Here is a 22,865-nt window from a genome sequence, read left to right as displayed (position 1 = left end):
CGCCGAGCAACACTTGGACGGGAACGGGCTCCCCCTGTGGTCCATCAGTCTGAGACGTGAGAAATTGGCAATGGCAGTCGCGATGGTCGGCTCAGGACGTAGGTCGGGCGGTACCGTGGGTGTCGGAATTCATAGAGAACGATGGTCAAACTGTACGGGGGTGGTTCGTCGCGATGGCGCGTATTTCGAAGGTCTTGCCGAGCGTCCAACGCATCCGGGCACACGACCCGGCAGACCAGGTGGAATGCGAGTGGAAGGTCGTGGAGGACGCCGACGGTACCCGGTTGTTGCATCTGAGCACGTTCGGATCGAGCAACCGTGCCTCGAAACGCAAGAGTAGTCAGTCGATTCAGTTCGATGCACGGATCGCGCACGAGCTTGCCGGGATTCTTGTTGAGGCATTCGGGTTGGACCCAACCGCCCTTCGCGATTCGTTCTCTGAGCAGACTGACCCAGCCACGGTGTCTGAGGCGACGCCAGCGTTGCCCGTACCAGAAGTCGATCCCGCCGTGCTCAGCGATGAGGTAGCGAACGGCGTTCCGGCAATGGATCACCCACTCGTGGTCGCGCTACTGATCAGCGAAACCTTCGCTGATCAACGTCGGCTTGCAGGCCGGGTGTCGGTGCCTGATGCGAAGATCGGTCTACTGGTTGGTGCGCTCCTGAACACCAGATTCCGGGAGATCACTCGCACTCAGGCGGCGGCCGTTCTAGCAGTGCCGGCCACGCGGGTGCAGGGCGCGCTGACGCAGGTGAAGAACGTCTTGGATGTGGAGGGATACGAGGTGTTGATCCTCGACAACGATGTGGTGCGACTCGTTGAAGGCGCGATGGTCGAGCAGTTCGGCTTGACGCGATGAGCCAGGTATCGCATCGCAGGCGCCGCGAAATACTCGACGCACTGCGGCTGGGTACCGTGCCGTCGAACGGCCTTGACCAGTTGGCGGTTGGCCTCGAGCGGTTCGATGCCGGAGTGGCCGCCGACCTCGACAGTCTCGCGCACGGTGGCTCCGTGTTCAAGGCGGTGCGCGGCGAGTTCGGTGCGGGGAAGACCTTTTTCGCGCGGTGGATCGGTGACCGAGCCTTGAAGCTCGGGTATGCAGTCGCCGAGGTCCAGGTCAATGAGGTGGACACCCCACTGTACAAGCTGGATGCGGTCTATCGAAGGGCCACCGAGTCGCTACGCACCGCGTCCGTTCCTCCTAGTGCATTGCGTCGGATCCTTGATGCATGGCTCTACGCCGTGCAAGACGAGGCCGACGAGCGCGGTGTCGGTGTAGACGCATTGATCGATCAACGACTCGCAGCAGTCAGTGACAAAGCGCCGATCTTCCCGTTGGCGATACGCGCTTACCGGCGAATGGCCGAAGCGGACGATCAGATGGCAGCGGACGGCTTGGTGGCCTGGCTAGGCGGGCAGCCGAGTGTCGCCGCCTCGATAAAGCGGCAGGCCAACATCCGTGGTGATCTTACCAACGAGCTTGCGCCGAGCTTCTTCCGTGGTCTTCTTGCGGTTCTGAAGGATGCCGGCCATCCGGGCATGCTGCTGATTCTGGATGAGGTGGAGACCGTGCAGCGTATGCGCGCCGACACGCGGATGAAGGCGCTTAACACACTTCGACAATTCATCGATGACGTGCACAAAGGTGAATATCCGGGCCTCTACCTCATGGTCACCGGCACACCCGCGCTTTTCGAGGGCCGACAGGGAGTGCAGCTGCTCCAACCGTTGGCCGAACGGCTTCATACCGACTTCTCGGGCAACCCGCAATTCGACAACGTTCGCGCACCACAGTTGCGCTTGACCGCTTTCGACCTGGACAAGCTCGTCGAACTCGGCCTGCGGGTCAAGGAGCTTTACGCGGTGGGAGCCGCCGATGCAGACCGGATCCGGTCGGTTGCCAGCGACGAGTTCATCAAGCAACTCGCCACTTCGGTCGCCGGAGCTCTCGGCGCCAAAGTCGGCATCGCGCCGCGCCTGTTCCTCCGCAAGCTTGTGGATGTCCTCGATAAGATCGACCAGTACGACACTTTCGATCCCTACCGCGACTACGAGATCAGGATTACCGAATCCGAACTCGGCGAGGCGGAGAAGGCCGCGATAAGCGCCGCGGACGTGCCTCTCGAGCTATGACTACTGAGAATCGAGACACCGCGTTCGCTCGACTGCATCCGAACGTGCAGCACCATATCGTCAACTCGTTGAGATGGGACACCCTCCGAGACGCGCAAGCCGGCGCGGTTGCACCGGTAATTGCCGGCGAGGACACCGTGGTCGTAGCCCCAACGGCTGGTGGCAAGACGGAGGCGGTCCTTTTTCCAGTGCTTTCGCGGATGGCATCTGAGTCGTGGCAAGGGGTGTCGGTCCTTTACGTGTGTCCGCTGCGCGCGCTGTTGAACAATCTCGGCCCACGAGTTGAGCAGTATGGGTCTTGGTTGGGCCGAACGGCCGCGATCTGGCATGGCGATACCGGGCAACCGGAGCGGCAGAAGATCATGCGTGCACGTCCCGACATTCTTTTGACGACACCCGAATCCTTGGAATCCATGCTCGTCTCGACGAAGACCGAGCCGCGTGCGTTCTTCGGCGACCTGCGAGTGGTGATCGTCGATGAGGTGCATGCATTCGCAGGTGACGATCGGGGTTGGCACCTTCTAGCTGTGGTCGAACGGTTGTCGCGCATAGCTGGCCGGCCCTTGCAGCGTATTGGTTTGTCGGCAACGGTCGGGAACCCGGCGGAAATGGTCGAGTGGTTGCAGGGGGCCATGACTGATCGCCCGAGGACAGTTGTCGCGCCGAACCCGGCAGTTCCGCAGTTGGCGCCAGACCTCGAAGTCGACTATGTCGGAACGATTCCCAACGCTGCGAGGGTGATCGCTGCAATGCACAGTGGAGAGAAGCGGCTCGCGTTCGTAGACAGCCGTCGGCGTGCCGAGGAGCTCGCGGCTGCTCTACGCGCGCTTGGCGTACAGACCCACGTGTCGCATTCGTCTTTGTCGACCGCTGAGCGCCGCCGCTCCGAGGCAGCGTTCGCAGATAGTCGTGACACGGTCATCGTCGCCACGTCGACGCTCGAATTGGGCATCGATATAGGTGATCTCGACCGCGTGATACAGGTAGGACCGCCACGCACTGTCGCATCGTTCCTGCAGCGGATGGGGCGAACAGGGCGTCGGCCCGGAACTAAACGGAACTGTCTGTTCCTCGGTATCGATCCCGAGGAGGTGCTGCGCACAATCGGGATGTTGCACTGTTGGGCGCGTGGTTGGGTCGAACCTGTCGTACCGCCGCCTGAGCCCAGACACATTGCGGCACAACAGCTACTCGCTCTCTGTCTGCAGGAACGGCGACTGAGTTTCGACAGCCGCGATCGTTGGTGGGGGCCGCTCCCGGTGTTCGACGGGTCCGCCCAGTCGATCCTCGAACATCTCGTCGCAGAGCATTTCTTAGAACGCGATGGCGACCTCCTGATCATCGGCCCCGAGGCAGAGCGCCGATTCGGGCATCGGTATTTTTCGGATCTGACCGCGGTCTTCAGTGCCCCGCCGGAATTCACGGTGCTGGTGGGCAACGAGGAGATCGGAACGGTAGGAACAACTCTGCTCGCCGAGCGGCGGGAGGGGGACCTGGTATTGCTGCTGGCGGGCAGGTCGTGGCGGGTCGAACACATCGACTGGCGACGGCGCCGCTGCTGGGCGGTGGAGGTCGGTGAGTCAGGACAGGCCAAGTGGTCCGGTAGTTCGAATGACTGGTCCTATGACGTCGCCCGTGGAATGAGGGCTGTCCTCCTCGGGGAGAAGGTGGTAGGCGTCAGCACGACACCGCGCGCCGCAGCGGTTCTGGCCGATCAACGAGAGGTCTATTCGCAGACGGTCTCCTACGACCGATCCATCATCACACGGACCGATGCGGACGCGCGGTGGTGGACGTGGGCAGGCACAGCGACGAACCGGACGTTGGCCGCGTCTTTCCCTGAGTTGTTCGACCAGTCCCAGCGATTCGACGAGAAGATGATCCGAATCCGCGCGGAAGTAGAACTGGAAGACCTGGCAATTCTTCGGTCGGGCCGTGAGCTTGCGTTGCCCCGTGTGAACCCGAATGCTCTCTCAGGGCTCAAATTCTCCGCAGCGCTGCCTGAAACTTTGGCTTTGACCACGCTCGCGGGCCGGCTGGCCAACTTGCCGGATGCGAAGTCAGTGCTGGCTGAACGGCGTCAGGTTCGATCCGACTTCTGAGCCAGGTTGGCGCTCTGGTTGCGAGCCGGGGAACCGCTACCTGTACTACCTTGCCAGGCAATAGGTTTGGTGAAAGCGACATCGATCCCGGCGGCACTACCAGACTTGATCTTGAACTGCTCGAACCGTTCTGCCAGTCGATCAGCGGAGGGTCTGTACTTTTTCGTGCTTGGAACAAGTAGCTGTGCCTTATCCATGCCCTTAAGCGCAAATTTCAGGATCGGGCCCTCGTTGTCGGCATCCATCACCGCTGGACCGATATGAACTCGCAGATCTGGTGAGATGCCGACCAAGTCGCAGTCGAACACGGTGTGGTGAATCCTGCACAGGCTCAGTCCGTTCGCGATCTCAGCGCTTCCGTGTTGTTCCTTATCTCCGATGATATGAGCGGCCTCCAACAGCTCCGGCCGCCCCAGCCGGCAGACAGCGCAACGCTTCTTATAGGCAAAGAGGACCTGGCTCCGGAATTGCGGTTGATGCAGTCGTTGGTCGGTAAGCCGCTGGGCGTACCGCTTCTCGACAGGCGTCAGGTGCAGAGGATCGTCTACGTCGAGCAACTTCTCATCGAGGGCGAGGACGATCCTTCGGTTCGCCAGGTCGTCCTTGATTGCGTAGACGGGATAGATCGGCACATACCGAATCCCGTCGACATTGATCCACTGTAGAAAGATCATTGGCAAACCGGTCGTAACCGAATGTCGCAGCTTGACGTTGTCGCCCTTGTCGGCGGGGGTCTTCGTGTAGGCGTAGGTGTGCAGCGACTCACCGATGACTTCGTCGGTGTACTCACTACCCGGCTTGGTCATGATCGACAGCGTCGATGCGAGCGATACCGGGTTTCGGATTCCACGATTACGGTCGACGAGGGGGAGGGGGCGACCATGCAGGTTGAAGTCGAAAAGCTCAGGCCGAGTCAGTGCACCACCTTTGACTGCAACTAGTTCGTCGAGTGCGGCGAAGATCTCCGCGCGCAAGGCTCTTTCCTCGTCGAGATTCACCTCAGCAAGTCTGCCATGCGCCCCGCGACATCTGAGGGTTCCCCAACCCAAACCATGTTGGTACCTCCTCCAGGAGGAGCGGCAGGCTCAGAAGCGCGTTCGGTGATCTGTCTGCTGGAGACATCGGCGCTGGTCAGGTTGATAGCAACCTGCCTTGTAGGCAGCGTGGTACGACGCCATTGATGCGGGCATGATTGGCTTCCTGCTATCCGCAACGAGCGGAGTTCCTTCCGCATCGTCAGGTGGGTGTGCAAGCCGAGGCAGGCGCCGAATCCGATCAACTGCTCCACGCTGTACACGCCTGTTTGCCTGTACGCATCTCCTAGATGTGTGACCTGACTACACCGAGTCGTTCGGCGGCTTGGGTAGGCGTGAGCTCCTAGTCCTCGATTCGGGCGAGCACTGCATCCAGGGCCTCGGCCCAGACGCGAAGCCGCTGTGCTTCTTCGGGAGACTCTGCGAGCGCTTCCCACACATCGGGCGTTCGCTGAATTGTCATGACTTACTGTCCCTTTCGTGCCTCTGTATTCGCTGCGCGGTTAGGGTCGGGATATCCTGTTCGCGTGTACTCGAGCTCGATCGAGTGCAGGTTCAGTGACCGGTTGAAGGAGTTGTGGGTGTCCCACATCCGCTGGTGCTGCTGGCAAACACGTTTGCCGTTTCGGGTGGCGCGTCGGCGGTACGGACACGACGGGATCTCACACATCGCGACTGGGAGCTTGTCCGGCGGAGGGTAGGGCACAGGCATGTGGTCTCCTGGAAGAACACGAGCGGTCAGGGTGTGGCGCGGACCTTGATGGCGTCGTGGGAGATGAGGACATCGTATTCGCCGGGGGTGGCGATGACGGCGTTGCCGTAGGCGGATTTCACGAAGGGGGAGGTGTACCAGGTGCCTTGGTTCATGTCTTCGAAGAAGTCGCGGTCGCTGCCGTTGAGCATGATGTGGTCTTGGGTGGTGTGTTTGCCGTCTAGGCGCTGGCCGTAGAGGCGGGTGATTTTGTAGCCGGAGTGGAAGCCGAGGGCGTTGACCCAGGGGTGTAGTTCGACGATGTTGGCTTGTAGGACCCAGAGGTTGCCTTCGACGCGGTGGGTTGTGCGGGTGTCTACGGTGCCGTCGTCGTCGAAGAGGGTCAGTTCCAGGTCGAGGTGGTCGGATTGGCCGGCAACGGGTTTCGCGATGACGTGGGCGGCGGTGATTTCGCCGGTGAGGCCGAGGTAGGTCTGGAGCAGGGTGGCGATCCAGAGGAGGAGGGCGGCGACCAGGAGTAGGGCGAGGCCGGGGGCGCCTCGGCCGAGGATGGCTTTGGGGCCGTGGCGGCGGCGGGCTGCGAGGGCTGCGGAGACGAGGAGGGCTAGGGCGAGCGCGATCAGTGCGAGGAGGACGACCTGGGCGAGCCCGAAGGTCACCGGGAAACTCATGCACTCGGTATACCCCGAATATGGCTGCGGGAGGGGTGGTCTCGTTGTTCTCGGTAGGGTGGATTTCGTGGACAAGTATCGGGTGCTCGTCGGCGTTCATCTGGTGCTCCTCGATGGGGACGGGCGGGTGCTGTTGGGGCGCAGGCGCGATACCGGCTTCGGGGACGGGCTGTTTCACGTGCCGGCGGGGCATCTCGAGGCGGGGGAGTCGGCGGTGGCTGGGCTGATTCGTGAGGCGCGCGAGGAGGTGGGGGTCGAGATCGCCACGGAGGATGTGGAATTCGCGCACGTGCTGCACAGCGCCGAGCGGGTGCAGATGTTCTTCACCGTCCGGCGCTGGCGTGGCGCCGTGACGAACTGCGAGCCGGACAAGTGTTCGGAGTTGCGCTGGTTCGATGTGGTGGCGCTGCCGACGGAGATCGTCGAGTACTGCCGGGTCGGGCTCGGGGAAGTGCTGACCGGACGGGCGTTCTCCGAACTCGGTTGGCCGGACGCCTGACTAGTCGGGCGCGGGGCGGTGACGGATCAGCAGCGCGATGGCGACGGCGCAGCCGATGGCGATGCCGATGGAGATCGTCGCGGGGATCGGGCCGCGGTTCACGTCGGCCGTGCGGTACCAGGACGACGAGTAGGCCAGGTGGCCGAACTCGGTGTCGCTCAAGGCGACTCCCATGGACGGCACAAACAGGATCGACAGGCCGACCGTGGCCGACGTGGGGGTCATCGGGACGGCGGAGCCGACGCAATAGCCGCAGACCGCGCCGAGTGCCAGGCACCCGACCGCGGCGTGGAAGGTTGCCGGTGGGTCGAGCACATCGCCGGCGAGGACGAAGACGGCCAGGATGACCACGCTGACCGCGGCGACCACAGCGCGGGGACGGCGCAGGCCGACCAGCAGTCCGGCACCGATGGCCACGATGGTGCCCACATCGACCACACCCGAACGGGGCAGCGTGATGACGAGACTGCCTGCCACGGCGAAACCGGTCATCAGCAGCACCAGGACCCCGTCGAGATCCGGCAGGATCAGCGCGGCCACCGTCGCGGCCGCGACGACGACGATCGAGCCGACGATCACATACGGGATGCTCGTCTCGCGGGCCGCCACGGCAAATGAGGTCACCAGAATGGTCGAGAAGGCGACGACACCGGCGAACACGGGCGCCAAGGGAATCGCGGTGTCCAAACCCGTGCGCGGCGGGGTGACGGTTGTGATCGCGAAGTAGGCGAGCGCGAGCACGGCGGCCGCGATGAACCACAGCGGCAGCGAACCCGCGAGGACACCGTCGAAGCCGGCTGAGCGCGCGTCGGTGGGGGTCTCGGTGAGGTCGCCGAGTATGGCGGCGGCGGGCACCGCGAACAGATAGACGGTTCGCAGCAGCGGTTCGGGCCAGACCGCGACGGCCATCGCGCCCAGCGCCACGCCGGCCAGCAGCGCGTCGATGAAATTGAGTGTGGGCAGCGAGAGGCCGCTGAAGTCCGCGTTGTCGCTGTGGGGGACCAGGAGCAGGTGGCTCAGCAGGATGCCGGCGAGTGCGAGCAGCGCTGTCCAGCGGGCGGTGCGGATGCTGCCGACGGCCACCGTGACCGCTGCGGTGGTGACCGCGGCGAACGCGCCACCGGTCATCGCCCGCGGAATGTTGAACACCAGCAGATCGACATGTCGCGCCTCGGCCAGGTCGGCGAAGCTGATCGGGAGCATGATCGCGAGCACCGCGACCGAGGTGGCCACGAGAACGGTGACCGCTTCGGCGACGGAACGGACGGTGGTGGCGCTCGGCTGCACCGACTCTCCGTTCTCCCGGACCGGCCGGTCCCCAGCGGACCTACCTGGAGTTTATCCAGCGCGGATGCCGCCGAACGGCTGTGACGACGCCGAGGCTTTCGTGTCGCGGGACAGGGCATGGGAGCATAGGCGAATCAGCGTGTCAGGCAAATGATTCGGAAGGTCGGTTGATGCCGGGCGGCGTCGTGAGCTGGTTCGACAGCGGCAAGGGATTCGGGTTCATCACCCCCGACGCGGGCGGGGCGGAGGTGTTCGTGGAGTACACCGAGCTGGTCGGGGACGGATTCCGCACGCTACGGGCCGGTCAGCGGGTGGAATTCGGGATCAGGGAGACCCGGCGCGGGCCGGAAGCGCACCACGTGCGGGTCGTCTGAGGCTCAGTTCTGGCCGCTCGGCCAGAACCGGCTCGCGCGCTGACCGTGCACCGGGCGGGCCAGGTTGGGGTCCTCGGCTTCGGTGATGCCGACCTGCATGAGAAGCACCATGGTGACCATGCTGATTCCGATGATCAGCGGGGTGAGCAGCTGGGTCGCGGTGGCGCCGGAGGCGTGGGCGACGTGGGCGCTGGTGTGCGCGCTCATCGAGAACATGCCGGTGTAGTGCATGCCGCAGACGGCCACACCCATGAGCAGGGCGGCGCCGATGGTGGCGATGAGGCCGCGGATGTGCAGGGCGAACCAGAGCGCGGCCGTGGACGCGACGACGGCGATGACCATCGAGACGGCGACGACGAACGGGTCGTAGACGATCTCGATGTCGGTCTTCATCGCGTACATGCCGGAATAGTGCATCGCGCCGACGCCGAGACCGGTGATCGTGCCGCCCACGGGCAGTGCGGCGCTGTCCCAGCTGCGGCGGACGACGATGGACAGGCCGAGCCACACCACGGCCATGGCGATCGCGGCGCTGAACAAGGTGATCGGGACGTTGTAGCGGATGGTCGCGCCGTGGACGGAAAAGCCGAGCATGGCGATGAAATGCATGACCCAGATGCCGGTCCCGCCGAGTGCGATCGCGGCCGCGGTGAGCCAGCCGCCGTGACTACCCGATGCGCGCGAGCGAACCATGCAACGCAGTGCCAGCATCGATCCGAGGACCGACATGAGATACGCCAGCAGCGGGGTCACCCAGCCGTAGGTGAAATGGTTGATGTCCAGCACTGTCTACTCCTTGCGTGAATTCTCCGCGCGGTGTGCGCTCCCTCACAAACTCGGAAAATACGCTGGTAGGAAATTTGCCGTACTGGGTTTCTTGAAAATGTCTAGGGATGCTGACGGTGACCTGGCGTCGTTGCGTAGAGGTGTCGATGGTGAACCGTGCCAGTCGGTTCGGGGGAGAGCGCCGATCGAATCCGGCATCCTTGCCGCAACTACCTCGGCATACACCGAGCATCCATCCGGTCGCTTGTGTGACAGCACCGGCAGGCGGCATCGCGGCGTTGGCTTCCTCACAGTCGGCGAGCTCGGGTGTGGAGGAATTCGTCGGATCATGGCATTGTTGAAGCCGAGACCGGGACCGGACTATTAGGACCTGGCTCGTCTACAGAAGGTTTAGAAATGGCTCAGGGCATTGTGAAGTGGTTCAACAGCGAGAAGGGCTTCGGCTTCATCGCGCAGGACGGCGGCGGACCCGACGTCTTCGTGCACTACTCGGCTGTTAGCGGCTCGGGCTTCCGCTCCCTCGACGAGGGTCAGCGTGTGGAGTTCGAGATCGGTCAGGGTCAGAAGGGCCCGCAGGCTCAGGACGTCCGCGTCCTCTGATTCTGCGCTTGACCAGCGTACGAACGTGAAGCTCCGCACCAGCAGGTGCGGAGTTTCTGCTATCTGGGGGCCAGTGCCTCCGCGCGGAAGAACTCGTCGGTGACCGCCCGCGCCGCCGTCAGATCGCGCGGCCCGCGCGTCGTGAACTCGTCTGCCGCCCTGGCGAACTCGTCGTTGACGAAGTTCGCGATCAATCGCGGCGGCTCGCCCGAGCCGATCTCCCTGGTCTTCGACTTGAGCGCCGTCAGCTCGGTGATCGAAGCGACCAGGTCGGCGGGCAGCTCGCACTGTCCGAGCAGGGTCGGCAGGTGCATCGGGGCCACCGCGGCGCCGGGGTGCTCGCGCAGCCAGCGCAGCGCCATCGCCGGGCGCAGCGAATAGAACACCTTCTTCAAGCCGCCGTTGCGCTCGAACAGCGCCCACTGGCGCGCGCCCAGGTGCAGATAGTGCCGGGCGATCCGGTCGCGATCGGCCACTTCCCCGGCCACCTCGCGCAGGCGCGCGCGGAACGCCTCGTCGCCGCGATAGACGATCGGTGACATCAGCCACTCGACCAGCACCGCGTTGCCCTGCACCAGCAGGCGCAGCGCCTTGGCCAGGTCCCAGCCGTTCACATCGAGCAGCCCGACCAGCGGCGTCTCGATGACATCGCGACTCGACCACGGCGACAGATAGGTCTCCAGGCTCGCCACATAGACGAACCGGCAGTCGTAATCGGAATCCGGCGAGGGGAAACCCCAAGCGCGGCTGCCGCTTTCGATGGCCAGCCGGATGGACACGCGGTGCTCGGCCGCCACCCGGTCGAGCTCGGCGTCGACGGCGGCCACCACGGCCGGATCCATCGAGTCGGGGACGGTGCGCAATGACATGGCGTGATGGTAAGTGGCGCGACACCCAGGGTTCACCCGGTTTTCGGCAGGGGGGTAAGGGCAGCCGAACTCCGCCGACTATTCTGGTCGGCGGTAACTGCCGACCCCTCTCTTCCCCAGGAGTACCCCACAGTGAGCCAAGCAGGCCGTCCTGTAGTTCTGATCGCCGACAAGCTCGCCCAGTCGACCGTCGACGCGCTCGGTGACGGTGTCGAGGTTCGCTGGGTCGACGGCCCCGACCGCCCGGCGCTGCTCGCCGCGGTCCCCGAGGCCGACGCACTGCTCGTGCGCTCCGCGACCACCGTCGACGCCGAGGTGCTCGAGGCGGGCAAGAAGCTCCAGATCGTCGCCCGTGCCGGCGTCGGCCTCGACAACGTCGACGTGCCTGCCGCCACCGAGCGTGGCGTGATGGTCGTCAACGCGCCGACCTCCAACATCCACACCGCCGCCGAGCACGCCGTCACCCTGCTGCTCTCCGCGGCCCGCCAGATCCCGGCCGCCGACGCGACCCTGCGCGAGAAGACCTGGAAGCGCAGCAAGTTCAACGGTGTCGAGATCCTCGGCAAGACCGTCGGCGTCATCGGCCTCGGCCGCATCGGCCAGCTGTTCGCGCAGCGTCTGGCGGCCTTCGAGACCAAGATCGTCGCGTACGACCCCTACACCTCGCCCGCTCGCGCCGCCCAGCTCGGCATCGAGCTGCTGAGCCTGGAGGAGGTGCTCGAGCGCGCCGACTTCATCTCGATCCACCTGCCGAAGACGCCCGAGACCAAGGGCATGCTCAACGCCGAGACGCTGGCCAAGACCAAGCCGGGCGTCATCATCGTCAACGCCGCCCGCGGTGGCCTGATCGACGAGCAGGCGCTGGCCGACGCCATCAAGTCGGGCCACGTGCGCGCCGCCGGTCTGGACGTGTTCGAGACCGAGCCGTGCACCGACAGCCCGCTGTTCGACCTGCCCGAGGTCGTCGTGACCCCGCACCTGGGCGCCTCCACCGCCGAGGCCCAGGACCGCGCGGGCACCGATGTCGCCAAGTCGGTGCTGCTGGCGCTGGCCGGTGAGTTCGTGCCGGGTGCGGTGAACGTCACCGGTGGCGCCGTGAACGATGTCGTCGCGCCGTGGCTGGACGTCGTGCGCAAGCAGGGGCACCTGCTCGGCGCCATCGCCAGCGAGCTGCCCGTCAGCGTCGAGGTGCAGGTGCGCGGCGAGCTCGCCTCGCAGGACGTCGCCGTGCTGGAGCTGTCCGCGCTGCGCGGCGTGTTCTCGGCGCTGGTCGAGGACCAGGTCACCTTCGTCAACGCGCCCGCGCTGGCCAAGGAGCGTGGCATCACCGCCGAGGTCACCACCGCCACCGAGAGCCCGAACCACCGCAGCGTCGTCGACCTGCGCGCCGTGTTCGGCGACGGTTCGACCCTGAACGTCGCGGGCACGCTGACCGAGCCGAACCTGGTCGACAAGATCGTCAACATCAACGGCCGCAACTACGACATGCGCGCCGAGGGCCTGAACCTGGCCGTGCTGAACTACGGTGACAAGCCGGGCGCGCTGGGCAAGATCGGCACCAAGCTGGGCGAGGCCGAGATCGACATCCTGGCCGCGCAGCTGAGCCAGGACGTGGACGCCGAGGGCGCCACCGTGGTCCTGCGCGTCAACCGCGAGGTGTCCGCCGAGGTGCAGACCGCGATCGCCGAGGCCGTCGGCGCCGCCAAGGTCGTCCTGGTCGACCTGGCCTGAGTTGTGACGTCCCGGTCTCCGGGACATCGGCAGCTGCGCGCCGTCACCCCACGGTGGCGGCGCGCACCTGTATCCCCGGCGCGGCACGATCCGCCCCGACTTCGAACGGAGCTTGTTCATGAAACTCGCAGTCATCGCCGGTGACGGCATCGGTCCCGAGGTCATCGCCGAGGCGCTCAAGGTGCTCGACGTGGTGACCCCCGGTGTCGAGAAGACCGAATACGACCTGGGCGCGGCCCGCTACCACCGCACCGGCGAGATCCTGCCGGAGTCGGTGCTGCCCGAGCTCAAGCAGCACGACGCGATCCTGCTCGGCGCCATCGGTGACCCGTCGGTGCCCAGCGGCGTGCTCGAGCGTGGTCTGCTGCTCAAGACCCGCTTCGCGCTGGATCACCACGTGAACCTGCGTCCGTCGCGGCTGTACCCCGGTGTCACCAGTCCGCTGGCCGGCAACCCCGACATCGACTTCGTGGTCGTGCGTGAGGGCACCGAGGGCCCGTACACCGGCACCGGTGGCGCGATCCGCGTCGAGACCCCGCACGAGGTCGCGACCGAGGTGTCCACCAACACCCGCTTCGGCATCGAGCGCGTGGTCCGCTACGCCTTCGCCACCGCGCAGGCCCGCCGCAAGCACCTGACCCTGGTGCACAAGAACAACGTGCTCACCTTCGCCGGTTCGCTGTGGCAGCGCACCGTGAACGAGGTCGCCGCCGAGTTCCCCGAGGTGCAGACCGCCTACCAGCACATCGACGCCGCCACCATCCACATGGTGACCGATCCGGGCCGCTTCGACGTGATCGTCACCGACAACCTGTTCGGCGACATCATCACCGACCTGGCCGCCGCCGTCAGCGGTGGTATCGGCCTGGCCGCCTCGGGCAACATCGACGCCTCCGGCGTGAACCCGTCGATGTTCGAGCCGGTCCACGGCAGCGCCCCCGACATCGCGGGCCAGTCCAAGGCCGACCCGACCGCCGCCATCCTGTCGGTCTCGCTGCTGCTCAACCACCTCGGCAACACCGAGGGCGCGGCGCGCATCGAGTCCGCCGTCGCCAAGGACCTGGCCTCGCGCACCGGCACCGCCTCCACCGTCGAGGTGGGCGACCGGATCGCCGCCATCGTCTGAGGACGCCGAATCGCTGAAGGCCCGCCCCGGTGCGAACCGGAGCGGGCCTTTGCTATTCGAAACATGCTGCGGCGCAGCTACTTTCCCCCTGCCCTCGGCACCAGCGGAATCGCGGCCGCAGCGGCGATCGCGGCCACGGCGAAGGCCGCGGAGAAGCCGGTGGCGGTGATCAGCAAGCCGAAAACCGGTGGGACGGCGGCGATGGCGAGGTTCTGGCCGGTGTTCTGGACGCCCAGACCGCGGCCGCTCCAGAACGGGCCCGCGATCTCGGCGACGGCGGTGAACGCCAAGCCGTTGTCCGACACCGAGATCACCGAGGCGGCGACCATCAGCGGGACGGCCAGCCACCACCAGCCGGTCCAGGCGGTGACGGTCAGGGCCGCCATCACGACGACGGCGGCGACGGCCACCTGGCGCAGCGGGCCCAGGCGGCTGCCGACCCGGTCGGACCAGGCGCCCGCACCGATTCGTCCTGCGGCGCCCAGGAACTGGGTGACCGTCATCAGCGCGCCCGCGGCCGCCAGCGACCAGCCCAGGTCGCGGTGCAACCACAGCAGGGCGAAGGTCCACAGGGTGGCCTGCGGGAAGACCAGCAGGATCGACACGGCGTGGATGCGCCACAGGGTGGAATCGCCGCGGTAGGGGTTGGCGCGGTCGGCGGACTTGGCGGGCGGGCGGGGCGGGTCGACGATGCCGGCCAGGCAACCGACCGCCGCGACACCGGCCATCAGCGCGGGGACCAGCAGGGCGGCGGGGATGCCGTGGTGTGCGGCGACCCACGGAATGCTCAGCGCGGCCAGGCCGACGCCCAGCGGCTGGGCGGTCTGGCGGATGCCCATGGCCAGGCCGCGCCGGTCGGGCGGGAACCAGCCGACGATCACCCGGCCGCTCGCGCCGTTGGAGCTGGCCGCGCCGACGCCACCCAGGAACAGCAGCGCGCCGAACGCGATCGGGTTGTCCACCAGCGCGGCGGCCACGCCGGCGACGAACATCAGCGCGGTGCCCGCGACCAGCACGATCCGTTCGCCGATCCGGTCGACGACATAGCCCCACGCGATCAGCGTGCACACCAGGCCGACGGTCGGCAGGGCGACCAGCGCGCCCGCGGCGAACAGGGAATCGCCGCGGGCGGTGAGCGCGGGCAGCAGGAACGGGGTGCCGTGGATGAAGATCGAGCTCGAGGTCTGCGCGAACACGCCGAGGGCGAGCATCAGCCAGCGTCTGCCGTCGCTGATCCGGGTCACTTCGGCCGTCGGCCGCACCTCTGTCACGATTCTCACCTCGCCGGGTTGCACGATTGCATCTCAATATTTGAGATTGATGTCTCATGTTGTGAACATCTGGATTCACGGTACACCCGTGACCGTTGAATGGCGCCCCCCGATTCGGTGTCTGACAGATCACAGCCGGTGCCCGCGGTGTGGATGGCGAATCATGTAGGCGGGCAGCGGCTTCGAATGACATCGGTGTGATCTTTCTCGCACTCAGCCCACGGGCGCATCACCGGTCGCGTGCCGCATCCCGGGCGCGTTCGGGCAGGTGGGCGTGTCTCGATAGACTCCGGGGCATGCGCTTAGGTCGAGTTGCCAGTCCCGATGGAGTCGCGTTCGTCAGCATCGAAGGTGACGGCAGCGATGCCACCGCCAAGGAGATCGCCGAACACCCGTTCGGCTCGCCGACGTTCACCGGGCGGAGCTGGCCGCTGGCCGATGTCCGCCTGCTGGCGCCGATCCTGGCGAGCAAGGTGATCTGCATCGGCAAGAATTACGCCGCTCATGCGGCCGAAATGGGCGGCGAGGCGCCGGCCGACCCGGTCATCTTCCTGAAACCGAACACCGCGATCGTCGGCCCGAACGCGCCGATCATCCTGCCGCCCAGCTCTTCTCAGGTCGACTACGAGGGCGAGCTGGCCGTGGTCATCGGCCGTCCGTGCAAGGACGTGCCCGCGGCCAAGGCCGCCGAGGTCATCCTGGGCTACACCGTCGCCAACGATGTCACCGCCCGCGACCAGCAGCGCCACGACGGGCAGTGGACCAGGGGCAAGGGTTACGACACGTTCTGCCCGCTCGGCCCGTGGATCGAAACCGCGCTGGATCCAAGCGATCTGGAGATCGTCACCGAGGTCGAGGGCGAGGTCCGCCAGCGCAGCCGCACGTCGCTGTTCCTGCACGACATCCCCAAGATCGTCGAATGGGTGTCGACCGTGATGACCCTGCTGCCCGGTGACGTGATCCTCACCGGCACACCGGAAGGCGTCGGCCCGTTGCAGGCCGGGCAGAACGTGTCGGTCACCGTCGAGGGCATCGGCACCCTCACCAATCCTGTTGCCACCAAGCGCTGATACCGCGGAGAGAGAGTCATGACTGAAGTACGGGTCCGTTTCTGCCCGTCGCCGACCGGCACGCCGCACGTCGGCCTGATCCGCACGGCGCTGTTCAACTGGGCGTACGCGCGCCACCACGGCGGAAGCTTCGTCTTCCGCATCGAAGACACCGACGCCGCACGCGATTCCGAGGATTCCTACCGGGCGATCCTCGACGCGCTGCGCTGGCTCGGCCTGACCTGGGACGAGGGCCCCGAGGTCGGCGGCCCCTACGAGCCGTACCGGCAGTCGCTGCGCCGTGATCAGCACCTCGAGATCGTGCGCAAGCTGGTCGAGGCGGGCGAGGCCTACGAATCCTTCTCGACGCCGGACGAGGTCGAGGCGCGGCATCGCGCGGCCGGTCGTGATCCGAAATTGGGCTATGACAATTTCGACCGCGACCTGACCGCCGAGCAGATCGCGGCCTACAAGGCCGAGGGACGGCCGGCGGTGATCCGGTTGCGGATGCCGGCCGAAGATCTCAGCTGGAACGATCTCGTGCGCGGGGAAACCACTTTCAAGGCCGGTACCGTGCCCGACTTCGCGCTGACGCGTGGCAGTGGCGATCCGCTCTACACACTGGTGAATCCGGTCGACGACGCGTTGATGAAGATCACCCATGTGCTGCGTGGCGAGGACCTGTTGTCCTCGACGCCGCGCCAGCTCGCGTTGTATGCCGCGCTGCAGCGTATCGGGGTCGCGGAGTTCACCCCGGAGTTCGGTCATCTGCCGTTCGTGATGGGCCAGGGCAACAAGAAACTGTCCAAGCGAGACCCCGAATCGAATCTGTTCGTCCACCGCGATCGCGGATTCATCCCCGAGGGTTTGCTGAATTACCTGGCCCTGCTCGGCTGGAGTATCGCCGAGGATCGCGATGTGTTCTCCATGGCGGAGATGGTGGCGGCATTCGACATTTCGACGGTGAATTCGAATCCGGCCCGTTTCGACCAGAAGAAAGCCGACGCCATCAATGCCGAGCAGATTCGTTTGCTCGAGCCGGGTGATTTCGGCCACCGTTTGCGCGAGTACCTGACCGCGCAGGGTCATATCGGTGCCGAAATCGACGAGAAGGCGTTCCTCGCCGCGGCCGAACTCGTGCAGACCCGCATCGTCGTCCTCGGCGACGCGTGGGACCTGCTGAAGTTCCTGTTCGTCGAGCCCGCGGAGTTCGCGATCGACCAGGCCGCGGGCGGCAAGAACCTGGGCGCCGAGGCCGATCCGGTGCTCGACGCCGCGCTCGCCGCTGTGGAGCCGCTGGCCGAGTGGACCACGCCCGCCCTGGAAGAGGCGCTGAAGAAGGCGCTGATCGACGATCTGGGGCTCAAGCCGCGTAAGGCGTTCGCGCCGGTGCGCGTCGCGGTGACGGGTTCGCACATCAGCCCGCCGCTGTACGAGTCGATGGAACTGCTGGGCCGTGAGGTCTCGCTCGACCGGCTGCGTGCCGCGCGTGGCTGGGCGCCCGCCGCGCAGTGAGTGCGTCCGGAGCGGATGCGGGCGGCCCGCATCCGCTCCGGAAAGGTCAAAACGGCCAAAAATAGGCCTCTGACCAGGCGATTTGTAGTTTACCCCCTGGTGTTTGGTAATCTTCTTCTCGCCGCGGAACACGGCCTCGCAACACCGACAACCAGCCGGTGAGACGGAGGCTGAGCGTTTCCATCCTTGGGGTATGGTGTAATTGGCAACACAGCTGATTCTGGTTCAGCCATTCTAGGTTCGAGTCCTGGTACCCCAGCAAGGTTTCACTTCGGTGAGATCGTCCTGGCCCCGTCGTCTAGCGGCCTAGGACGCCGCCCTCTCAAGGCGGTAGCGCGGGTTCAAATCCCGTCGGGGCTACAAAGAAAGACCCCCGGTCGAATTCGGCCGGGGGTTCTTCTTCGTTTTACAACCGCTTGTGCAGTGCCTCGGCGGCGGCGACCAGATCGGCGGCCCAGCGCGCACCCGGTCGCCTGCCCATCCGGTCGATCGGTCCCGAGACCGAGACCGCCGCCACCACGACGCCCGCGGCGTCGCGCACCGGCGCCGACACGCTCGCGACGCCCTGTGCGCGTTCGGCGGCGCTCTGCGCCCACCCCCGCTTACGGACCTCGGCCAGCGCGCGATCGCCGAACACCGCGTCGGCCAGGACCGTGCGCTGCAGTTCCGGATCGGCCCACGCCAGCAGCACCTTGGCCGCCGAGCCCGCGGTGAGCGGGAGCCGGGAGCCGACCGGGACGGTGTCGCGCAGGCCGACGGGCGGCTCCAGCGCGGCCACGCAGACGCGCGCGTGCCCGTCACGGCAGTACAACTGGACACTCTCGCCGGTGATCTCCCGCAGACGGGGCAGAATGGACCCTGCGGCCTCCACCAGTGGATCGGCGGCCCCCGCCGACAGTTCGGTGAGCGCGGGGCCCGGACGCCACAGCCCGTTGCCGTCACGTGCCAGCAGCCGGTGCGTCTCCAGCCCGACCGCCAGCCGGTGCGCCGTGGCGCGGGGCAGGCCGGTGCGGGTGCACAGGTCGTTGAGACCGCATGGCTCATCCGCGACGGCGTAGAGCACCGCCACGGCTTTGTCCAGGACCCCGATACCGCTATGCTGTCTCATAGAACGATACTAACGTCTCATATGTTGAGATACCAAGTATGCCCGTCGAAAGGTGATCAAGCCATGGCCGAGCGCGCCCGCACACTGGCCGAGAAGGTGTGGGAACAGCACGTCGTCACTACCGGTGCCGGCGAAGGTTCCTCCCGTGAACCCGACCTGATCTACATCGATCTCCACCTCGTGCACGAGGTGACCAGTCCGCAGGCCTTCGACGGGCTACGGGCGGCGGGCAGGCCGGTGCGCCGCCCCGATCTCACCATCGCCACCGAGGACCACAACGTCCCCACCACCGACATCGACAAGCCGATCGCTGACCCGATCTCGCGCACCCAGGTGGAGACGCTGCGCCGCAACTGCGCGGAGTTCGGCGTCCGCCTGCACCCGATGGGCGACGTGGAGCAGGGCATCGTGCACGTGGTCGGCCCGCAGCTGGGCCTGACCCAGCCGGGTATGACCGTGGTGTGCGGCGACAGCCACACCTCCACCCACGGCGCGTTCGGCGCGCTGGCCATGGGTATCGGCACCAGCGAGGTCGAGCACGTGCTCGCCACCCAGACGCTGTCGCTGCGCCCGTTCAAGACGATGGCCATCACCGTCGACGGCGAATTGGCGCCCGGCGTCACGAGCAAGGACCTGATCCTGGCCGTGATCGCGCAGATCGGCACCGGCGGCGGCCAGGGTTATGTGCTGGAGTATCGCGGCGAGGCGATTCGCAAGCTGTCGATGGAAGCGCGGATGACGATCTGCAACATGTCCATCGAGGCGGGCGCACGGGCCGGCATGATCGCCCCCGACGCGGTGACCTACGAATTCCTGAAGGGCCGCCCGCACGCGCCGCAGGGTGCCGACTGGGACGCCGCGGTGGCCGCCTGGGAGGCGCTGAAGACCGACGAGGGCGCGGTTTTCGACGCCGAGGTCCATATCGACGCCTCCGCGCTGTCCCCGTTCGTCACCTGGGGCACCAACCCCGGTCAGGGCCTGCCGCTGGGCGCGAATGTGCCGGATCCGGCCCAGATCGCCGACGAGAACGAGCGCGACGCCGCCGAGAAGGCGTTGCGCTACATGGACCTGACGCCGGGAATGCCGCTGCGGGCGGTGAGTGTCGACACCGTATTCGTCGGTTCCTGCACCAACGGCCGGATCGAGGATTTGCGTGCCGTCGCCGATGTTTTGAAGGGCCGCCACGTCGCCGACGGCGTGCGAATGCTGGTCGTACCCGGGTCGATGAAGGTGCGCGCACAGGCGGAAAAAGAAGGACTCGGCGAGATTTTCACCGCCGCGGGCGCGGAATGGCGCCAGGCGGGCTGCTCGATGTGCCTCGGCATGAATCCCGATCAGCTCGAGCCGGGCCAGCGGTGCGCGTCCACGTCGAACCGCAATTTCGAAGGCAGGCAGGGTAAGGGTGGCCGTACCCACCTGGTCTCGCCGCTGGTGGCCGCCGCTACCGCGGTCCGCGGAACCCTGTCCTCGCCCGCCGATCTGGCCTGACCGCCCCGACCACCACGATCGAAGGAGAATCGTTATGGAAGCCTTCACTGTTCACAAAGGCATCGGGGTCCCGCTGCGCCGGTCCAATGTCGACACCGACCAGATCATCCCCGCCGTTTACCTGAAGCGGGTGACCCGTACGGGTTTCGAGGACGGCCTGTTCGCCGGTTGGCGGGCCGATCCGGACTTCATTCTGAACACCGAGCCCTACCGTCAGGGCAGTGTTCTGGTGGCCGGACCGGATTTCGGCACCGGTTCCTCGCGTGAGCACGCGGTGTGGGCGCTGTCGGACTACGGCTTTCGGGTGGTCATCTCGTCGCGTTTCGCCGACATCTTCCGCGGGAATGCGGGCAAGGGCGGCCTGTTGGCCGCGCAGATGTCACAGAACGATGTCGAAATGCTGTGGAAGCTGATCGAGGAACAGCCCGGCCTGGAATTGGTTGTCGACCTGACCGCGCGCACCGTGACGGCGGGAACCGTCGTGTTGCCGTTCGATATTGACGACTACACCAGGTGGCGTCTGCTGGAGGGTTTGGACGACATCGGCCTGACCCTGCGCCAGGCCGACGTCATCGGCGACTTCGAAAAGGGAAGGCCGTCATGGAAACCCGTGACGCTGCCGGAGCCTATTTCGCAAGCGTAATCACCGGGGACGATTGGCGGCGCATCCCTGGGGGCGGTAGCTGGACGTGTGCTAAACCACATGAATTTTGGCGTGGCACATAGACTCTTGCTCAAACTGGGTTTACCGTGGTACCTAGTCGGTCCGACGACGGGCCATTAGTCTGCGGAGGATTCAATGAACAAGGCGGAACTGATCGACGTTCTGACCGAAAAGTTGGGTACGGACAGGCGCACGGCTACTGCGGCTGTCGAGAACGTGGTCGACACCATCGTCCGTGCCGTGCACAAAGGTCAAAGCGTCACCATCACCGGATTCGGTGTGTTCGAACAGCGCAAGCGTGCCCCCAGGGTTGCCCGTAACCCGCGTACCGGTGAAACCGTGAAGGTGAAGGCGACTTCGGTGCCTGCCTTCCGGCCGGGCGCTCAGTTCAAGGCGGTGATCGCCGGCAAGCAGAAGCTGGCCGCGTCGGGCCCCGCCGTCAAGCGTGGCGTGAACGCCCCGGTGGCGGCGAAGAAGGCGGCAGCCAAGAAGACGGCGGCCAAGAAGACCGCCGCCAAGAAGGCGACGCCGTCGAAGGGTCCGGCCAAGACCACCGCCCGTAAGGCAGCCACGAAGGCACCCGCCGCCAAGAAGACCACGACGGCGGCAGCGAAGAAGACCACCGCCGCCAAGAAGACCACGGCGGCAAAGAAAGTGACTGCGGCCAAGAAGGCGCCCGCGAAGAAGGTCACGGCGGCCAAGAAGACCACCGCCGCCAAGACCACGGCCGCCAAGAAGGCCCCCGCGAAGAAGACTGCTGCGAAGAAGACAGCCACCCGTCGTGCTCGTTGATCCCGCCGCAGCGGGATCGGGTCGGGGAATGTGCACGTAGGCCGCATCACCCACCACTGGACCGAGAACGGCCCCGGGAATCCGGGGCCGTTTCGGCTGTTTGAGGGGCTCAGGCCGGTACTCAGGCGGTGACGATGCCCGTCGACAGCGACCGGTCCATATGGTCGGCGGCGACCAATCGGTCCCCGACGAACGACAATGCCCAGACGCTGCCCTTGCGATTGCGGGCAGGCGGCAGCGTGAGCTCGCTGCGCTCGGCGAGCCACTGCACCAGATCGGGAATCACCCCGCCCTGACTGCACACCACCGGGACACCCCGATCCGTTACCAAAGACAGAAATCGTTGCCGCGCGGTGCTTTTCGCTGAATCGTAACCTTGCTCGGAAAACATTGGCTCGCAATTGATTTCGGCGTTCAACTGTTCCGCCAACGGTGTCACGGTTTGGATACAGCGCAGCGGATCGGCCGAATGGATCTCGGATGCGCCGAACGCCAGCAGATTCGGTGTCAATGCCTTCGCCTGCTGCTCGCCCGCGGGCTCGAGCGGGCGCGACTCGTCGGGTCCGTCGAAGCGCGCGCGCTTGCCCGCCTTGCCGTGGCGCACCAGCAGCACCGTGTTCGTCGCCGCGGGCAGCCGGGCGAACATCCGCACGACCTGACGGTCCATCGGATACGACAGCTGATCCATCACCTGGTCGAGCGGGAACCAGCGCAGCTGGTCGACTTCGGCGTTGACCGCGAACTCGCCCGCCGCGGCTTCGGCCGCCCAGTAGTCGACCCGCTTGAGCTGACGATGGCCGGGGATCGGATAGGTGACGTGCCCGAGATAGCGCCCGAGCGTGCACGGCAGACCGGTTTCCTCGCCGACCTCGCGGACCGCGGCGACAACCGGGGTCTCGCCGGGGTCGAGCTTGCCCTTGGGCAGCGACCAGTCGCCGTACTTGGGCCGGTGGATCACGGCGATCTCCGGCCCCGCGGCGCCGCGGCGCCACAGGACCGCGCCCGCGGCATGGATGTTGGGCCGCACCCTGGGATCACGCATCGGATTCTGTG

21 protein-coding genes and 2 tRNA genes are annotated in these 22,865 nt (G+C 66.0%); 15 read left to right on the top strand and 8 right to left on the bottom strand.

Annotated elements, in window-relative coordinates:
* Positions 1 to 173 precede the first annotated feature (173 nt).
* Genes ACFVAV_RS06870 through ACFVAV_RS06860 form a run of 3 tightly spaced genes read left to right on the top strand, consistent with a single transcriptional unit; the run spans position 174 to position 4,236 of the window.
* A complete protein-coding gene (locus ACFVAV_RS06870) occupies positions 174 to 860 on the top strand; it encodes a hypothetical protein (protein ID WP_379031141.1) in 687 nt (228 codons plus the stop codon).
* The gene (brxD, locus tag ACFVAV_RS06865) at positions 857 to 2,134 is read left to right on the top strand and encodes a BREX system ATP-binding protein BrxD (protein ID WP_379031138.1); all 1,278 of its coding nucleotides are present in this window, start codon (positions 857 to 859) and stop codon (positions 2,132 to 2,134) included. The genes ACFVAV_RS06870 and brxD overlap by 4 nt, the downstream gene beginning before the upstream one ends.
* Positions 2,131 to 4,236, top strand: coding sequence for a DEAD/DEAH box helicase (locus tag ACFVAV_RS06860; protein WP_379031135.1), 2,106 nt, complete (start codon positions 2,131 to 2,133; stop codon positions 4,234 to 4,236). Before brxD ends, ACFVAV_RS06860 begins: the two co-directional genes overlap by 4 nt.
* On the opposite strand, the gene ACFVAV_RS06855 is transcribed toward ACFVAV_RS06860, so the two are convergent.
* Complete coding sequence (locus ACFVAV_RS06855; protein WP_379031132.1) at positions 4,215 to 5,234, bottom strand: HNH endonuclease; 1,020 nt, start codon at positions 5,232 to 5,234, stop codon at positions 4,215 to 4,217. The genes ACFVAV_RS06860 and ACFVAV_RS06855 overlap by 22 nt on opposite strands.
* A 774-nt stretch (positions 5,235 to 6,008) precedes the next feature.
* Positions 6,009 to 6,653 carry a hypothetical protein gene (locus ACFVAV_RS06850; RefSeq protein ID WP_379031130.1) on the bottom strand — a complete coding sequence of 215 codons (645 nt, stop codon included), beginning with the start codon at positions 6,651 to 6,653 and terminating at the stop codon, positions 6,009 to 6,011.
* Between the two features lie 67 nt (positions 6,654 to 6,720).
* On the opposite strand from ACFVAV_RS06850, the gene ACFVAV_RS06845 reads away from it, so the two are divergent.
* Complete coding sequence (locus tag ACFVAV_RS06845) at positions 6,721 to 7,152, top strand: NUDIX domain-containing protein (protein ID WP_379031127.1); 432 nt, start codon at positions 6,721 to 6,723, stop codon at positions 7,150 to 7,152.
* Here ACFVAV_RS06845 and ACFVAV_RS06840 read toward each other — a convergent pair whose 3' ends face one another.
* Positions 7,153 to 8,439 (bottom strand): hypothetical protein, encoded by a 1,287-nt coding sequence (locus ACFVAV_RS06840; protein ID WP_379031125.1) that lies wholly within the window; start codon positions 8,437 to 8,439, stop codon positions 7,153 to 7,155.
* 170 nt (positions 8,440 to 8,609) lie between these two features.
* Between ACFVAV_RS06840 and ACFVAV_RS06835 the strand changes: the two genes are divergently transcribed.
* Positions 8,610 to 8,813: a cold-shock protein gene (locus ACFVAV_RS06835; protein ID WP_379031122.1), complete on the top strand. Its 204-nt coding sequence runs from the start codon at positions 8,610 to 8,612 to the stop codon at positions 8,811 to 8,813.
* 3 nt (positions 8,814 to 8,816) lie between these two features.
* On the opposite strand, the gene ACFVAV_RS06830 is transcribed toward ACFVAV_RS06835, so the two are convergent.
* Positions 8,817 to 9,599, bottom strand: a complete 783-nt coding sequence (locus ACFVAV_RS06830; RefSeq protein ID WP_379031120.1) for an MHYT domain-containing protein — start codon at positions 9,597 to 9,599, stop codon at positions 8,817 to 8,819.
* A 396-nt stretch (positions 9,600 to 9,995) separates the two neighbouring features.
* Between ACFVAV_RS06830 and ACFVAV_RS06825 the strand changes: the two genes are divergently transcribed.
* Complete coding sequence (locus ACFVAV_RS06825; protein ID WP_014987157.1) at positions 9,996 to 10,199, top strand: cold-shock protein; 204 nt, start codon at positions 9,996 to 9,998, stop codon at positions 10,197 to 10,199.
* Positions 10,200 to 10,258: 59 nt separating this feature from the next.
* On the opposite strand, the gene ACFVAV_RS06820 is transcribed toward ACFVAV_RS06825, so the two are convergent.
* A complete protein-coding gene (locus ACFVAV_RS06820) occupies positions 10,259 to 11,068 on the bottom strand; it encodes a DNA polymerase beta superfamily protein (protein ID WP_379031117.1) in 810 nt (269 codons plus the stop codon).
* 132 nt (positions 11,069 to 11,200) lie between these two features.
* Here ACFVAV_RS06820 and serA point away from each other — a divergent pair, with 132 nt between their 5' ends.
* Together serA and ACFVAV_RS06810 are read left to right on the top strand one after the other, a co-directional pair.
* Entirely contained in the window at positions 11,201 to 12,799 is a 1,599-nt protein-coding gene (gene serA / locus ACFVAV_RS06815; protein ID WP_379031114.1) for a phosphoglycerate dehydrogenase, read from the top strand.
* Positions 12,800 to 12,917: 118 nt separating this feature from the next.
* On the top strand, positions 12,918 to 13,925 hold the full coding sequence (locus ACFVAV_RS06810; protein WP_379031112.1) for a 3-isopropylmalate dehydrogenase: 1,008 nt from the start codon (positions 12,918 to 12,920) through the stop codon (positions 13,923 to 13,925).
* 77 nt (positions 13,926 to 14,002) lie between these two features.
* Here the strand turns inward: ACFVAV_RS06810 and ACFVAV_RS06805 are convergent, their stop codons facing one another.
* Positions 14,003 to 15,187 carry an MFS transporter gene (locus tag ACFVAV_RS06805; protein WP_379031819.1) on the bottom strand — a complete coding sequence of 395 codons (1,185 nt, stop codon included), beginning with the start codon at positions 15,185 to 15,187 and terminating at the stop codon, positions 14,003 to 14,005.
* 305 nt (positions 15,188 to 15,492) lie between these two features.
* On the opposite strand from ACFVAV_RS06805, the gene ACFVAV_RS06800 reads away from it, so the two are divergent.
* From ACFVAV_RS06800 to ACFVAV_RS06785, 4 genes are all read left to right on the top strand, one after another.
* The gene (locus tag ACFVAV_RS06800; protein WP_379031109.1) at positions 15,493 to 16,266 is read left to right on the top strand and encodes a fumarylacetoacetate hydrolase family protein; all 774 of its coding nucleotides are present in this window, start codon (positions 15,493 to 15,495) and stop codon (positions 16,264 to 16,266) included.
* An 18-nt stretch (positions 16,267 to 16,284) separates the two neighbouring features.
* Positions 16,285 to 17,760, top strand: a complete 1,476-nt coding sequence (gene gltX / locus ACFVAV_RS06795; protein ID WP_379031106.1) for a glutamate--tRNA ligase — start codon at positions 16,285 to 16,287, stop codon at positions 17,758 to 17,760.
* A gap of 187 nt (positions 17,761 to 17,947) precedes the next feature.
* Positions 17,948 to 18,019: transfer RNA gene (locus ACFVAV_RS06790), tRNA-Gln, on the top strand.
* A 28-nt stretch (positions 18,020 to 18,047) separates the two neighbouring features.
* Positions 18,048 to 18,120 (top strand) — tRNA-Glu (locus tag ACFVAV_RS06785).
* Between the two features lie 46 nt (positions 18,121 to 18,166).
* On the opposite strand, the gene ACFVAV_RS06780 is transcribed toward ACFVAV_RS06785, so the two are convergent.
* On the bottom strand, positions 18,167 to 18,868 hold the full coding sequence (locus ACFVAV_RS06780; protein ID WP_379031104.1) for an IclR family transcriptional regulator: 702 nt from the start codon (positions 18,866 to 18,868) through the stop codon (positions 18,167 to 18,169).
* 63 nt (positions 18,869 to 18,931) lie between these two features.
* Here ACFVAV_RS06780 and leuC point away from each other — a divergent pair, with 63 nt between their 5' ends.
* The 3 genes from leuC (at position 18,932) to ACFVAV_RS06765 (ending at position 21,812) form a co-directional block, all read left to right on the top strand.
* Entirely contained in the window at positions 18,932 to 20,356 is a 1,425-nt protein-coding gene (gene leuC / locus ACFVAV_RS06775) for a 3-isopropylmalate dehydratase large subunit (RefSeq protein ID WP_379031101.1), read from the top strand.
* Positions 20,357 to 20,390: 34 nt separating this feature from the next.
* Positions 20,391 to 20,999: a 3-isopropylmalate dehydratase small subunit gene (leuD, locus tag ACFVAV_RS06770; protein WP_379031098.1), complete on the top strand. Its 609-nt coding sequence runs from the start codon at positions 20,391 to 20,393 to the stop codon at positions 20,997 to 20,999.
* 156 nt (positions 21,000 to 21,155) lie between these two features.
* The gene (locus tag ACFVAV_RS06765) at positions 21,156 to 21,812 is read left to right on the top strand and encodes an HU family DNA-binding protein (protein WP_189024485.1); all 657 of its coding nucleotides are present in this window, start codon (positions 21,156 to 21,158) and stop codon (positions 21,810 to 21,812) included.
* 121 nt (positions 21,813 to 21,933) lie between these two features.
* Here ACFVAV_RS06765 and ACFVAV_RS06760 read toward each other — a convergent pair whose 3' ends face one another.
* Complete coding sequence (locus ACFVAV_RS06760; protein WP_379031094.1) at positions 21,934 to 22,854, bottom strand: NUDIX domain-containing protein; 921 nt, start codon at positions 22,852 to 22,854, stop codon at positions 21,934 to 21,936.
* Between the last annotated feature and the right edge of the window lie 11 nt (positions 22,855 to 22,865).

It is taken from the genome of Nocardia sp. NPDC057663 (genome assembly GCF_042799895.1).
Classification (GTDB): Bacteria; Actinomycetota; Actinomycetes; order Mycobacteriales; family Mycobacteriaceae; genus Nocardia.
Note: the sequence above shows the minus strand (reverse complement) of the source record. Positions and strands in the feature narration are given on the sequence as shown.